This window comes from Shewanella yunxiaonensis (genome assembly GCF_018223345.1).
GTDB lineage: Bacteria > Pseudomonadota > Gammaproteobacteria > Enterobacterales > Shewanellaceae > Shewanella > Shewanella yunxiaonensis.
The window spans coordinates 3,427,936-3,442,369 of the sequence record NZ_CP073587.1 but is presented as its reverse complement, the minus strand read 5'-3'; the positions used below and the strand labels follow the sequence as shown (position 1 = coordinate 3,442,369).

At 51.2% G+C, this 14,434-nt stretch carries 14 protein-coding genes; 5 read left to right on the top strand and 9 right to left on the bottom strand.

What is annotated here, in order from left to right; translation table 11 throughout:
• Position 1: 1 nt before the first annotated feature.
• A complete protein-coding gene (locus tag KDN34_RS15690) occupies positions 2–1,096 on the top strand; it encodes an MJ1255/VC2487 family glycosyltransferase (RefSeq protein WP_212594637.1) in 1,095 nt (364 codons plus the stop codon).
• Between the two features lie 4 nt (positions 1,097–1,100).
• Here the strand turns inward: KDN34_RS15690 and KDN34_RS15685 are convergent, their stop codons facing one another.
• Together KDN34_RS15685 and KDN34_RS15680 are read right to left on the bottom strand one after the other, a co-directional pair.
• The gene (locus KDN34_RS15685; RefSeq protein ID WP_212594636.1) at positions 1,101–1,481 is read right to left on the bottom strand and encodes a gamma-butyrobetaine hydroxylase-like domain-containing protein; all 381 of its coding nucleotides are present in this window, start codon (positions 1,479–1,481) and stop codon (positions 1,101–1,103) included.
• 105 nt (positions 1,482–1,586) lie between these two features.
• Positions 1,587–2,213: a histidine phosphatase family protein gene (locus KDN34_RS15680; protein ID WP_212594635.1), complete on the bottom strand. Its 627-nt coding sequence runs from the start codon at positions 2,211–2,213 to the stop codon at positions 1,587–1,589.
• 251 nt (positions 2,214–2,464) lie between these two features.
• On the opposite strand from KDN34_RS15680, the gene KDN34_RS15675 reads away from it, so the two are divergent.
• Both KDN34_RS15675 and KDN34_RS15670 read left to right on the top strand, forming a co-directional pair.
• Positions 2,465–3,598 (top strand): 5-methyltetrahydropteroyltriglutamate--homocysteine S-methyltransferase, encoded by a 1,134-nt coding sequence (locus tag KDN34_RS15675; RefSeq protein ID WP_212594634.1) that lies wholly within the window; start codon positions 2,465–2,467, stop codon positions 3,596–3,598.
• A gap of 51 nt (positions 3,599–3,649) precedes the next feature.
• The gene (locus KDN34_RS15670) at positions 3,650–4,117 is read left to right on the top strand and encodes a YhbP family protein (protein WP_212594633.1); all 468 of its coding nucleotides are present in this window, start codon (positions 3,650–3,652) and stop codon (positions 4,115–4,117) included.
• On the opposite strand, the gene KDN34_RS15665 is transcribed toward KDN34_RS15670, so the two are convergent.
• On the bottom strand, positions 4,114–5,397 hold the full coding sequence (locus tag KDN34_RS15665; RefSeq protein WP_212594632.1) for an MFS transporter: 1,284 nt from the start codon (positions 5,395–5,397) through the stop codon (positions 4,114–4,116). The two genes, KDN34_RS15670 and KDN34_RS15665, sit on opposite strands and share 4 nt — an antisense overlap.
• Before the next feature lie 312 nt (positions 5,398–5,709).
• On the opposite strand from KDN34_RS15665, the gene KDN34_RS15660 reads away from it, so the two are divergent.
• Entirely contained in the window at positions 5,710–6,264 is a 555-nt protein-coding gene (locus KDN34_RS15660; protein WP_212594631.1) for an NADPH-dependent FMN reductase, read from the top strand.
• 84 nt (positions 6,265–6,348) lie between these two features.
• Here KDN34_RS15660 and KDN34_RS15655 read toward each other — a convergent pair whose 3' ends face one another.
• Positions 6,349–6,909 (bottom strand): YbhB/YbcL family Raf kinase inhibitor-like protein, encoded by a 561-nt coding sequence (locus KDN34_RS15655; protein ID WP_212594630.1) that lies wholly within the window; start codon positions 6,907–6,909, stop codon positions 6,349–6,351.
• 205 nt (positions 6,910–7,114) lie between these two features.
• On the opposite strand from KDN34_RS15655, the gene KDN34_RS15650 reads away from it, so the two are divergent.
• Complete coding sequence (locus tag KDN34_RS15650; RefSeq protein ID WP_212594629.1) at positions 7,115–7,447, top strand: hypothetical protein; 333 nt, start codon at positions 7,115–7,117, stop codon at positions 7,445–7,447.
• A gap of 277 nt (positions 7,448–7,724) precedes the next feature.
• Here the strand turns inward: KDN34_RS15650 and hslU are convergent, their stop codons facing one another.
• The 5 genes from hslU to priA form a co-directional block, all read right to left on the bottom strand.
• Positions 7,725–9,050 (bottom strand): ATP-dependent protease ATPase subunit HslU, encoded by a 1,326-nt coding sequence (gene hslU / locus KDN34_RS15645; RefSeq protein ID WP_212594628.1) that lies wholly within the window; start codon positions 9,048–9,050, stop codon positions 7,725–7,727.
• Between the two features lie 20 nt (positions 9,051–9,070).
• A complete protein-coding gene (gene hslV, locus KDN34_RS15640) occupies positions 9,071–9,595 on the bottom strand; it encodes an ATP-dependent protease subunit HslV (RefSeq protein ID WP_212594627.1) in 525 nt (174 codons plus the stop codon).
• Positions 9,596–9,767: 172 nt separating this feature from the next.
• Entirely contained in the window at positions 9,768–10,334 is a 567-nt protein-coding gene (locus tag KDN34_RS15635) for an SPOR domain-containing protein (RefSeq protein WP_212594626.1), read from the bottom strand.
• 4 nt (positions 10,335–10,338) lie between these two features.
• Positions 10,339–12,084 carry an arginine--tRNA ligase gene (gene argS / locus KDN34_RS15630; protein WP_212594625.1) on the bottom strand — a complete coding sequence of 582 codons (1,746 nt, stop codon included), beginning with the start codon at positions 12,082–12,084 and terminating at the stop codon, positions 10,339–10,341.
• Positions 12,085–12,225: 141 nt separating this feature from the next.
• Positions 12,226–14,421: a primosomal protein N' gene (priA, locus tag KDN34_RS15625; RefSeq protein WP_212594624.1), complete on the bottom strand. Its 2,196-nt coding sequence runs from the start codon at positions 14,419–14,421 to the stop codon at positions 12,226–12,228.
• Positions 14,422–14,434 lie beyond the last annotated feature (13 nt).

Genomic DNA, 14,434 nt, shown 5'->3' with positions numbered 1-14,434 from the left:
AATGCGGATTCTTTATGGTGTGCAGGGGACGGGTAACGGTCATTTGAGTCGCGCACGAGTGATGGCAAAAGCGTTGGCCGCACATGGCATGGAAGTGGACTATCTGTTTAGCGGCAGAGCTGCGGATAAATACTTTGATATGCAGCCCTTTGGTGATTTTCAGGCGTTGCCGGGACTGTCGTTTGCCACTCATCGTGGCAAAGTCAATATTCCGGCAACGATCAAACACAATTCGCTGCTGGGGTTGTGGCACGATATCCGGCATCTGGATCTGTCCGGTTATGATCTGGTACTTAATGATTTTGAGCCAATATCCGCCTGGGCCGCGCGACGGCAGGGCGTTACCTGTATCGGTATCAGTCATCAAGCGGCGCTGCGCTGGCCTGTACCAAAAGTGGGCAACAGCTGGTTCAATGCGGGACTATTGGCGTACTTCGCGCCGGTTAATCTGGCGTTGGGATGTCACTGGCATCATTTCGGCTTTCCGATTTTGCCACCGTTTGTCGAGGTGGCGCCTGTTACCAGCGAAGCCACTCACGAAATTTTGGTGTACCTGCCATTCGAAAGCCCAGGGGATATTCGGGCGTTATTGCTGCCGTTTGATAGCCACGAGTTTCATGTTTACCACAGCGGCGCAGCACCCAAGCAACTTCCTGCACATATCCATTGGCATGGCTTTAATCGTGACGGCTTTAAGCAGGCAATGGCGCGTTGTGGCGGCGTGATTGGTAATGCGGGCTTTGAACTGGCCAGCGAAGCGATGGCACTGGGGAAAAAATTGTTGGTAAAACCGTTAATGGGGCAGTTTGAACAGTTATCGAATGTTGCCGCATTGGAGTTACTCGCAGCAGCAGAGAGTATGCATAGCCTCAGCCGTCAAACACTGCGGCGGTGGCTACGGGCTAGCAATCCGCAGCCAATTTGCTATCCGGATGTAGGTGATATGCTGGTGCGCTGGTTACAACAAGGTGACTGGCAGGATACCCAGGCGCTGTGCCGCGATATGTGGTCAAAGGTGCGGTTGCCGGATAGCTGGTTTTCCCGTCAGGATTCGCAAGCTTTGGGGCAACCGCTGACCCGGCCGCTTTCCCGCTGAAGGCTTAGCTGTAACGAATTTTCATATCGATTAACGGCTCGCGGCTGCCTTTTTCTGCCCGGAGCCGTGCCAGATACTGTTCCCACAGCGCTTCACGGTTAACGCAGTAGTTATAAAGAATATCCCATGAAAACAGACCGGTATCGTGGCCATCATCGAAAATCAATTTGACCGCATAGTTACCCACCGGCTCAATCGCTTTGATGTTGACGTTTTTTTTGTGGGTTACCAGTGTGGGGTTGCCATGCCCCTGTACCTCGGCAGACGGTGAATTAACCCGCAAAAATTCACAGGTAAGTTGATACTCATTACCATCATCAAACCCAATTTCCAACAGGCGTGATTTACGTTTGAGTTTCAGGGCGGTGACTTTATGAATGCTCATGAGAGACTCGCTGATCCAATAACTACTAATGTCTATATGGTGGCGCGCTTTCGCTGAAAAGGAAACCCGGAAATGTCACAGAACAACCAGACCATCGCGTTGGTACTAACCGGCTAATGCGGCGTTTGGTTGTCGCAACAACTGCGGCTCAACCGCAATCCGCTGCAGGGTTCCCTGCCGATAATGAAATAGCGCATCCTGTGGCCGCTCCTGCAGCCAAATCTTATCGTAGGGGATGTTCAGCAGTAGTGCCCGCAAGATCATGCCAGTCAACCCGTGACTGACAACAATCAGTTTATCGGTCACATTGAGTTCAGACAGCCAGCTTTTTAGGCGCACACAAGTGGCGTCAAAGCCTTCACCTTGGGGGGCGTGTAAATACCAGTCCTGCCGATGTTGTAATTCGGGGTTAGCGGCGAGAATCTCGCTAATCTGGCATTGTTCCCACTGCCCCAAGCCCACTTCTTGTACCCGCGCATCGGTAGCGATTGCGGCGCGACTAATGCCTAATCCTTCACACACCAGCTGGGAAGTTTGTAGGGTACGCCCAAGTGGACTGCTGATAATTCGCCATTGGTGGATGTCGCTAATCTGCTGTTGCAAGGTGATACCCATTGCCCGGGCCTGTTGCTCACCCAGTGTAGTCAACGGAGAGTTGCACTGCCCCTGCAGGCGGCGCTCAGCGTTAAATCGGGTCTGACCGTGGCGTAAGATATAAAGTTCGGCAGGCATGTGATTCGATAGTTCCTCTCGCAAAATTGCATAGTGCCGGTCGTGGCCATTTCAGGTCAAGTGGGCATCGGCCGAATCACTCCCCCTCAGCGCTTCAAATGCAAAGAATGATGAAAATTTTTCAAGATGAAACTCGCGCATACTGAAACCTATTCAAGTAGCGCAAGGTCAGGCAACTCGGGACTGCGGGTAGCCCGTCACTGATGCTAGCATGAGCGCTGCTTCTATCTCACATTGCCGTCGGAGGAACCATGAGTTCTGTTGTCCCGTTACCGTTTCGCGCCGATCATATCGGTAGTTTCTTACGTCCTGATTACCTGATAAAAGCCCGAGAAGCCCACGCCAAATATTGCATAGGGGCCGCAGAGTTGCGGCAAATAGAGGATCGTGCAATTGCGGAAATTGTCCAAATGCAGCGCGATGTTGGACTCAAGGCTATTACTGATGGTGAATTTCGTCGTACCTATTTTCACGTGGATTTTCTGCGACAACTGGGCGGAGTGGTGAGTGAAGAGCCTCGCACTATCACGCGAGAGGATGGTAGTTTGGAATTGGCACCGCCAGTGATTAAGGTGATGGACAAGGTACGCCACATTAAAAACATTCAGCTGGCAGACTTTGAGTATTTACAGCGTCAAACCCTGGCATTAGGTGATGCGACACTGATGCCGAAAGTCACTTTGCCTTCACCGACCATGCTGCATTTTCGTGGCGGCAGAGCGGGGATTAGTCAGCAAGCGTATCCACAGCTGGAACCCGAATTTTATGAAGATGTGGCAAAGGCTTATGGTGCTGAGTTGCAGTCATTGGCGGATGCGGGTTGCCGCTATGTGCAGATGGACGATACCAATCTTGCGTATCTGTGCGACGAGAAGATGCGTGCTGCCGCCCGTAGCCGAGGTGATGATCCTAATGAACTGCCATACCGTTATGCCGATTTTATTAATCGTGTTGTGGCCTATAAACCACAGGGTATGACCCTAGGCATTCACTTGTGTCGTGGCAATTTCCGCAGTACCTACGCGGCAGCAGGTAATTACGAGCCGGTGGCGGAAGCGTTGTTAGCTAAAATGCAACTCGATGCCTTCTTTCTGGAATATGATGACGAACGTTCTGGCGATTTTCGCCCATTGCGCTATTTGCCAAAAGGTAAACAAGTGGTATTGGGGCTAATCACCAGTAAATTTGGCCAGATGGAATCTAAAGATGATATTAAGCGCCGTATCGATGAAGCGGCACAATATGCCCCTATAGAACAGTTATGTTTATCCCCTCAATGCGGTTTCTCGTCTACAGTGCATGGCAATAACATCGCTTTTGATGAACAGCGGCGGAAGTTGGAACTGGTGGTAGAAATCGCTGAGGAAGTTTGGGGCGCTGCCTAAGCTGCTCAAACCACAGCAAGTCAATATTGGGTTTGAGATAAGTTGTGCTTTATGATGGGGTATCTTGCCAAATCCGGAGTGACAATGGTCGCTGTGCCAGATGCCATCAGCCAATATTTACAACAGCAACATGTCCTAACACTCTGCACCCAAGACCAACAGGGTCTTTGGTGTGCGAGCTGTTTTTATGTGTTTGATGTAGATAGCATGTGTTGCTATCTGATGACTGCTGACAATAGTCGTCACACACAGGCGATGGTGGTCGACCCTATCATCGCCGGTACTATCGCCGATCAGACCCAATCGGTGCTGCACATTCAGGGCATCCAGTATACCGCCATCGCATCCAGAGTGTCTGAATCTGAGAGCGCCGCAATCAGACAGCTTTATTGTCAGCGCTTTCCTGTGGCTAAAGTAAAGTCAGCACCGCTATGGCGACTGGCGTTACAGACAGTGAAAATGGTTGATAACCGGCTTGGTTTCGGCAAAAAACATCGGTGGCAGCGACAACCTGACTAATGGCTATAACGTCGGACATGTCGGAACAGATACACGGTTGCCAGACCAAGCAGCATCATCCCCCAAGCGAACACCGCCATGCCCCAGCGGTGCGCATGCAGCAATGCCAGTAATGCCAGCGGCATAATGCTGGAACAGATGGAATAGGTCAGGTTATACACCAGTGAAATACCGGTAACTTTGACAGCGGGTGGAAAGAGTTGCACTACCACTGCAGGGACGGCACTGATAATGCCACTGCACAGCCCCGCAATGGCATATCCTAACAGCAGTGTTTTGGGCGAGGCATCCAGTACCAGCGTTAACACTGAGGTGCCAATGGCCAGCATTACACTATACAGCGCTACAGTTGGCCAACGTCCCAGCCAATCCGCCAGTTTACCCGCAATCACGCAACCTACATTGAGAAATAAAATCGCAATACAGCTGATTTCAAATGTGGTTGCCGCATCCATGCCGTAGAATTTCTGCAGTGCTATCGGCGTCACGACGACCATCATCACCACTGCCGAGACTAACATGGATGTCAGTAAGGCTGCTGGAATGGCCGCGTATTTGTGTTGGTGAAATACCGCAGACAGCGGCAGCTTCTGTACCAACTGCTGTTTTTTTTGCAACGCGATAAATACCGGCGTTTCGCTGAGCCATTGCCGCAGCCACACCGAAATAAAGCCAAAGATGCCACCGATAATAAACGGGATGCGCCAGGCCCACTGTTGCAGCTCTGCATCTGACACATTGCGGGTTATCAACGTGGCCGTTAACGCTGCCAACATGTATCCCACAGTGAGTCCCGCTTGTAATAGACCCAAGGCATAGCCGCGATGTTGCTTGGGCGCATGTTCCGCGACAAATACCCAGGCGTTGGGAACCTCACCACCCAAAGCCGCACCCTGAATGATCCTAGCCAGCAACAATAGCAGTGGTGCCCCAATGCCAATTTCTGCATAGCCCGGTAACACACCAATCAGCAAACACGGCATTGCCATAAACAATACCGTGAAGTTGAACATATGCTTGCGGCCGAATTTATCCGCAAAATGCGCGATCACAATGCCACCTAGTGGCCTTGCCAGGTAACCGACTGAAAAGATCACCAGACTCTGTACCAACCGCAACCATTCCGGGACTGAGGGTGGAAAAAATACATCGGCGATGGTGACCGACAGGAACACAAAGATAATGAAGTCATAAACTTCCAACGCACCCCCCAGCACCGAAAGCGCTACGATTCGATAATCACGTAATGAGAATGGTGCGGTTTGTACTTGCCCTGACATGCCTGTTCCAATGCGTAAATGGTCTGCTGCGTTAAGCAAAAAGCGCATGATACCGGATATGGCTGTTGTTACCCAAGGGATGTTGAGAACTGATACGCCGCACTGTTTACCATCCATGGCATTAATCTATGTGGCTGTGACAGTACGGAAATTACCGGTCAATAAGTGGTTGGCGGACGGTATGGCCTTTCGGGTGTGAAAAATTAGCCTGTGGGCGCTTATGGCTTAGCGCATATTCCCCCCATGTGACAGTACCGCTGACTCCGGCGTATGATGGTGAAAGCAATTTGCCATTAACAAGGAGTCAGGTTTATGAGTCAAAAACCGCTGAAGTTTGTCACATTGGTGGGAAGTTTGCGTAAGGATTCTCTGAACGCCGCGGTTGCCAGGGCATTACCGCAACTGGCACCCGCCAATGTAGAAGTTCAACCATTAGGATCTATTGGCGATTTTCCTTTATATAATGCCGATATTCAGCAAGCACAGGGTTTTCCCGATGCAGTGTTGAAAATGGCATACCGTATTGCCGAGGCGGATGGTCTGATTATTGTCTCTCCTGAATACAATTACTCTGTTCCTGGTGTGTTGAAAAATGCGCTCGATTGGCTATCCCGGGTCTCACCGCAGCCGCTAGAGGGTAAACCTGTGATGATCGAAAGTGCTTCTCCGGGCGTAATTGGTGGTGCGCGGATGCAATATCACTTGCGGCAGATCCTGGTATTTTTTGATGCCAAAGTGATGAATAAGCCAGAAGCAATGATCGGACAGGCGATGGGCAAAATCAGTGAGGGTAAACTTACTGATGCCGCCACACGTGAATTTCTGGGAAAACAATTGCAAGCATTTGCAGCGTTTGCGACGCACTAAATTAAGCGTTGCCGCTCCAGCTATTGTTCATCTTTGACCTGACAACATCCGAGAATTCAGACGGATGTTGTCAGTAACGTTGGATTAACGGCCGTAATAACCCGTGAAACTTGCTTTTGCCAGCGCATTCGCATTGATCATGAATCCGCCTAATGCCGCGGTTGCATCGGTGGGTAATTCCAGTGCAGACGCTTTCAACGCATAAAGGGTAAAGATGTAGCGATGGGGTTTGTCACCAACCGGGGGACAAGTACCGCCCCAGGCTTTGACCCCGTAATCGGTCCGTACCTGAGTAGCGCCTTTGGGTAACCCATTATCGCCAACTGCTCCGGCATTAGCGGGCAAATGGTGCACATTGGCGGGAATATTCAGCACCATCCAATGCCACCACCCAGAACCGGTTGGCGCATCAGGATCATAAACTGTCAGCGCGAAACTTTGCGTATCTGCCGGCGCATCGCTCCAGTTCAGTTCTGGAGACCGATTCTCACCATGGCAGCCGAAGGTGTTAGCTTCAAATCGGGTGGGAATCGTACCGTTAGGTGTGATATCCGGGCTGGTCAGCGAGAATTCTTTCGCTTGGACGGTTAACAGTGAGCTGGCCAACAGTGATACGCCGGCACAAATAAACACAGAAATTTTCATATAACACTCCAGTTGCAATAATATCCGCTAAACATTGTCGTTCGGTGCGATAGCATCATGGTTTCACTGGTCACCAAACGCATCTGTTGTTCAACCAAAATGATATTCATTATCACGGATGCATTATCATCCGCTAATGTAAATTGGATGGCCAGAATAACCGTGATAAAAGCGTCAGTTATGGTTCCGTTTGAGAGGTAAAAGCATGATGTCTCTGTTCCATTATATCGATGCCATTCACCAACAAACTGATTTTATCGTATCGCAACAACAGCAGGATTGTTCCTATAAAGACGATGGGATAACGGTGACTGCTATTGAAACGGTTTATCGGTTTGCCGATGGTGTCGTGGTTAAACATCAATCCGAACAAGACGCTATCGAAGATGAGCAGCTATGTGCAGAAAGCTGGAGTATTTATACTGTCATCAGTATGCCAACAGGCACAGCGATCACGCCACAACGTAAGGCGATCACTAATCATTGTCAGGAAGATTTCTGGCTGCGCACCCATCGAATACGCCAGATACAGGATTAGTCCTGCCCATAAACAATGTCGGGTGTCTTGCGAGTGGTTTTACACTAATAGCTCGTGTTGGCGACATGTTTTATCAATCCTTCGACCGTCATGGCATTATCCGCTGCGATTGAGATCCCGCTACGGTGCTGCAACCAGCAGCTGTTGGTCGGCAAAAAGCGAGGGTAATTCGCCGTTGGACAAAATCGTCTTGGTCACTTTTTTAAATCTGTTCAGATAGCTTTAACCCGCGCGTAAAAAAACCGCCAGAAGGCGGTTTTTTCGTGAATGACAGCTATTACAGAATAAAACGGCTGAGATCTTCATCATGCACCAGCGTTTCCAGATGGGCATTAACGTAGTCAGCATCAATCACGTAATGGTTACCTGATTTGTCAGCGGCTTCAAATGAAATGTCTTCCATCAGTTTTTCCATGATGGTGTGCAGACGACGTGCACCGATATTTTCAGTGCTTTCATTTACTTGGAATGCGGCTTCCGCAATGGAGTCGATACCTGATTCGGTAAATTCGACGGCCACACCCTCGGTTGCCATCAATGCAATGTACTGCTCGGTCAACGACGCATGTGGTTCGGTCAGAATGCGTTTGAAATCGCTGGCAGTCAGCGCATCAAGTTCCACGCGAATAGGCAGTCGTCCCTGCAGTTCTGGGATCAGATCTGAGGGTTTGGACATCTGAAAAGCACCAGAGGCGATAAACAGAATGTGATCGGTACGGACCATGCCATGCTTAGTATTGACGGTGCAACCTTCTACCAGTGGCAACAGATCACGTTGTACCCCTTCGCGGGAGACATCGGGGCCAGAGGTTTCACCACGCTTACAGATTTTATCGATCTCATCGAGGAACACGATACCGTGCTGTTCCACCAGTTCAATGGCTTGATCTTTCAAATCTTCCTGATTCACCAGCTTGGCGGCTTCCTCTTCGGTCAGCTGCTTCATGGCTTCTTTAATCTTCAGCTTGCGGCGTTTGGTCTGGCCTTGTCCCATATTCTGGAACAGGCTCTGCAACTGATTAGTCATCTCTTCCATGCCAGGAGGCGACATGATTTCCACGCCAATCTGTGGTCCGGCGACGTCGATTTCGATCTCTTTGTCATCCAGTTGCCCTTCGCGTAACTTTTTGCGGAAGATCTGGCGGGTGTGAGAGCTGTCTTCTTTTTCACTTTCCCAGTCGCTTTTAGGTTTAGGTAACAGTGCATCCAGTACCCGTTCCTCGGCAGCTTCTTCGGCGCGGGTACGACATTTTTTCATCTGCTGCTCGCGGGTCATCTTCACGGCGGCATCGGTCAGATCGCGAATAATCTGATCCACTTCCTTGCCTACATAACCCACTTCAGTAAATTTGGTGGCTTCGACCTTAATAAATGGCGCGTTGGCAAGCTTTGCCAAACGGCGGGCAATTTCGGTTTTACCTACGCCGGTAGGGCCAATCATCAGGATATTTTTGGGGGTCACTTCCGGGCGCAATGCTGCATCAAGCTGCATTCGGCGCCAGCGGTTACGCAGGGCGACCGCCACGGAACGTTTAGCCTTCTGTTGGCCAATGATATGGGCATCCAGCTCGTGGACGATTTCGCGGGGCGTCATTTCAGACATGGTGCTTCCTCACGCAGAATTCAGTAATTCAGTTCTTCAATGGTTTTGAACTGGTTGGTAAACACGCAGATATTGCCAGCGATGGTCAATGCCTTTTCGCAGATGTCGCGTGCCGTAAGTTCGGTATTTTCCAGCATGGCAATGGCGGCGGCTTGGGCAAAATTACCTCCGGAGCCAATCGCAATCAGATCATTTTCTGGCTGCAGCACGTCGCCATTACCGGTGATGATCAGTGATGACTCAGCATCGGCGACCGCCAGCAGCGCTTCCAGTTTGCGCAGCATCCGATCAGTACGCCAGTCTTTTGCCAACTCCACTGCGGCTTTCATCAGGTGGCCCTGGTGCATTTCCAGTTTGGCCTCAAACCGTTCAAACAGGGTAAAGGCATCGGCAGTGCCGCCCGCAAAACCGGCGATCACTTTATCGTGGTAGAGACGGCGAACTTTACGGGCGTTACCTTTCATCACGGTATTTCCCAAAGAAACCTGGCCATCACCGGCCATTACCACTTGATTGTTGCGGCGCACTGATACGATTGTAGTCACGATAAATCCTCTTGGCTGACTGACAGCTCGGCTGTCAGGGTGCGATAGAGGTTAATATGGGGGTGAGGTATTGAATATCAAGCAGTAACGCGGCTGTTTTTAACGGTACAGCGTGAGGTTTGGTAATAAAAAACCGCAAACCAATGGTTTGCGGCTATTTTCTAAGTCAATATCAGCTTTCCCAGAACCAGATCATGCAGCCGTTAATACCGGCGCGCTGCAGTTCGTGGCGGTCAGTTTCCGCTTTACGCTTGCCTTGGTATGGGCCTAGCACCACTTTATACCAAGCGCCGCTGCTCCCATCGACTTTATGTACCTGGGCCTCCATGCCCTGAAAGGCGATTCTGGCTTTCAGTTCTTGTGCTTGAGACTCTTTTCGGAACGAACCACATTGCATTTGATAAGGCCGGGAGGGCTGATCGCTTTTCTCCGGTAAATCCACTTCTACCTGCTTATTTTCCAGCTCTTGCTGATAGGTCCACTCTTCCTTGGGTTTGGGCGGCAGTGCATTAGGATCTTTATGCGGTTCCGGCTTTTGCGGCTGTTCGACTTGTACCGGCTCCTGTGTAATTGGTGCCGGACTGCCGTTTTTAAGCGTCCATAAAAAATAACCAAAGCCAGCGACTACCACCAATACCACCAGAAAAAGCAGCATCGGCGGGCGTTGAGGAGGCAGAGGCTTTTTGTGGTTACCGCGCTGTTGTCGGCGCGGTTTGCTGTTGGCGTAATCGCTGCGCATGGCGTTACATCCGTTCCAATGTGTCAATGCCCAACAGCGCCAGTCCCTGTTTCAGGGTATTAGCGGTCAGTTTCGCCAGTAACAAACGGCTGTCACGCTGAGCGGCTGTATCGGCGGCTAACACCGGGCATGCTTCATAGAAGCTGGAGAAAGCGCCTGCCAGTTCATACAAGTAAGCACACAGCAGATGTGGCTGACCTTTATCTACCATCCGTGCCAGCACTTCACTGAACTGCGCCAGTTTGTTACCGAGTTCTTTCTCTTTGTCGTGCTCCAGTACGATGGTGGCGGCAGACAGGTCAATATCTTCAGCTTTCTTGAAAATACCGGCCACACGGGTATAGGCGTACAGCAGATACGGTGCGGTATTACCTTCAAAACTGAGCATCTGATCGAAGCTGAAGATGTAGTCACTGGCGCGATTCTTTGACAGATCGGCGTATTTCACTGAGGCAACGCCAACTACTGCGGCAATCTGTTCCAGTGTTGCAGTATCCATATCAGGGTTTTTGCTACGCACCAGTTCCAGCGCACGGTCATGGGCTTCATCCAGCAGGTCGATGAGTTTCACTACTCCGCCAGTACGGGTTTTGAATGGTCGGCCATCTTCACCATTCATGGTACCAAAGCCCATATGTTCCAATGACATTTCTGGACGCACAAACCCGGCAGTGCGAGCCAGACTGAAAACCTGTTGGAAGTGCAGCGCCTGTCGTAGATCCACAAAATACAGCACCCGATCGGCGTGCAGCACTGACGAACGGTAGCGCATGGCAGCTAAGTCGGTAGTTGCATACAGATAACCACCGTCGGCTTTCTGGATGATTACGGGTAATGGTTCGCCCTCTTTGGTGCGGAAGGCTTCCTGAAACACCACTTTGGCACCGTTACTTTCGGTCAGTAAGCCCTGCGCATCGAGATCTTTTACCACTTGTGGCAGGTCGTCATTATAAGCGCTTTCACCACGGACATCGTTGCGGGTCAGACTGACACCGAGGCGCTGATAAACCTTGTGGCAATGACTCAGCGAGATTTCGTTGAATTCGCGCCACAGTTTATTGCAATACTCGTCACCGGATTGCAGTTCGACTACCAGATGACGGGCGCGGGTGGCAAATGCTTCTGATTCGTCAAATCGCACTTTGGCGGCGCGGTAAAAGCTTTCCAGATCCGACAATTCCACTTCAGATTCCGCACCATTAGCTGCCCGCAGCTCTTCCATATAGGCCAGCAACATGCCGAACTGAGTGCCCCAGTCGCCTACATGGTTCTGCCGGATCACCTTATGACCGAGAAACTCCAGCGCACGTACCACCGCATCGCCAATAATGGTGGAACGCAGATGTCCCACGTGCATCTCTTTGGCAAGGTTTGGTGAGGAATAATCAACCACTACCGTTTGTGCGCTCGGCAGTGCGACTCCCAAGTGTTCATCGGCCAAGGCTGCTTGCAGCTGTTTTGCCAGTGCATTTTCATCAATAAAGAAGTTAATAAATCCAGGACCGGCGATTTCCACTTTAGCCACGTGGCTGGAGGCTGGCAGATTGTCGATAAGCAACTGTGCCAGTTCCCGTGGCGGTTTACCGGCGGCTTTGGTCAGCATCATTGCCAGGTTAGTGGCCAGATCGCCGTGGCTTTTATCCTTGGTTCGGTCTACCTGAATGCGCGGATCAGTATCTTCAGGGATAATTCCCTGTTGTTTTAACTTGGCTACTGTCTGTTCAAGCAAAGATTGGATATGTGATTTCATTGGCGTTCTGTCGGTACTGACTACAAAAATAGGGTGATAACGAATAACCGCACATTCTAGCCGTTATGGCAGGAAGATTGCTACGCTTGCGGGCATTTTTGTGGCGTGGTTTTCAGTTAGCGGTAGTGAACTTTGGCGGAGTTACAGCAGATCCTGCGGATCTCGGTCCAGACTCCAGCGGCAGCGTTTGGCGCTAGTCAGGGCTTCTGCTTGCGGCAGTAACTGTTCAAATACCTGCTGCAAACGTCTGCGATCGTCAGCTTGTACCAGCAGTTGCCGCCGGAATTTGCCAGCTTTGCGATCCAGCGGTGCCGGCATCGGGCCAATCACTTCAAATTCATTATCTTGCGGCAGCAACGCGGCAAACTCAGCCAGAAAGGTGTCGGCATCAATGGCTTGATGCGCCTCAGCTTTTATCAGGATCATGTGCCATGCGGGAGGCAACAAGGCTTGTTGACGCTCCGCCAGTTGTGTACGGGCAAATTCGCCATAGCCGTGATGCAGTAGATCCTTGAGTAGCGGATTGTCGCTCTGATGAGTTTGCAGCAACACGGTGCCGGGTTTACTGGCGCGACCTGCGCGCCCGGCCACCTGTGTATATAGCTGGCCGAAACGTTCCGGCGCACGAAAATCAGCACTGAATAGCGCACCGTCCACGTCCAACAATCCGACTAAGGTGACATCAGGAAAATGGTGACCTTTGGCGAGCATTTGTGTACCCACCAAAATCTTATATTCACCGCGGTGAATGGCTGCCAGCTGTTTTTCCAAAGAACCTTTACGGCTGGTTGTATCGCGGTCAATTCGCACTACCGGATAATCCGGAAACTCTTTGGTAAGCATGGTTTCCAGCTGCTCGGTGCCAATGCCTTGTCCTTGTAACATGGTGCTGCCGCAATGATGACATTGACGCGGGATTGCGTATTGATTGCCACAGTGATGGCAGCGGATCTCCCCAAGTGACTGATGCACAGTGAAAAAGGCATCACAGCGGTCACATTCATGCAGATAACCGCATTCGTGGCAGATGAGCGCTGGTGCAAAGCCGCGACGATTGAGAAACAGCAACACCTGATTACCCGCTTGCAGGTGCAAGCGCATTTCGTTCAGTAGTGGCTGTGACATTCCGGTATGCAGCGGCAAATTGCGGATATCGATAATCCCCTGACGCACTTTCAAAGCACCACCGGCGCGCTCTCCTAATTGCAGATGGGCATAACGACCATTAAGGGCATTGTGCAGCGTTTCCAGTGACGGTGTGGCGCTGCCGAGTAATACGGGAATATCTTCCAGATGCCCGCGCATGACCGCCAGATCGCGGGCATGATAACCCACACCTTCCTGCTGCTTAAAACTGGCATCATGTTCTTCGTCGAGAATAATCACTCCCGGCCACATCATCGGCGTAAACAAGGCGGAACGGGTGCCAATGATAATCGCCGCTTCACCACAGCGCGCTTGTCGCCAAGCATCCAGTCGCTGTTTATCAGTCAGTCCGGAATGGATCACCGCGATGGTCACTTTAAAGCGACGTTTGAAGCGATTGATGGTCTGTGGCGTCAGGCCGATTTCCGGCACCAGGATCAATGCCTGTTTGCCTTGCTTCAGTACGGTTTCCAGCAACGACAGATAGACTTCGGTTTTCCCGGAGCCGGTGACACCTTCCAGCAGAGTACATTTATAACCGGCTTGCGCGGTCAGTGCCGCGACCGCCACTGCTTGCTGCTTATTCAATTTGAGTGGCTGTTCGCCCAGCTCCAACTGTTCACGCCAGCGGCGGTCAGCAATGAGCGGCCGTTCGTAAAGTCCAATCCAGTCCTTATCTTTTAGCGCCTTGATGGCGGTTTTGCTGAGTTCCAGCACTTGTGCTTCTTCGGTAGTCAGTTCGCCTTGTTGTAGCTGCTGCAATACTTTTTGCTGCGCCGGTGAGCGTTTGAGGCTCTCCAGTGTGGCTGCGGTGCCCTTGTCCGTGAGTGCGTAGTAACTGATAAATTCTGGTGCGGCACTGGCACCTTTGCGCAGCGCGACCGGTAGCGCTTGGGTCAGCATCTGGCCCTGGCTGCATAAATAATATCTTGCCGCCCACAAAGTGAGTTTATACAGTGGGTCAGACAATAATGGTGAACTGTCCAATACCGCGGTAATCGCTTTTAGCTGCTGCGGCGCTAAGGAGCATTCATCAGCTGTGCTGACGACCAGGCCGATCAGTTGTTGCCGTCCGAACGGGACGCGCACCCGCATGCCGACTTCCAGTGGCCAGGCAAGGTCGGGCGGGATTTTGTAGGTGAAGTTCTGCCGCATCGGCACTGGCAAAGCAACTTCAGCAAACTGCGGCATGGTGATCAGGATT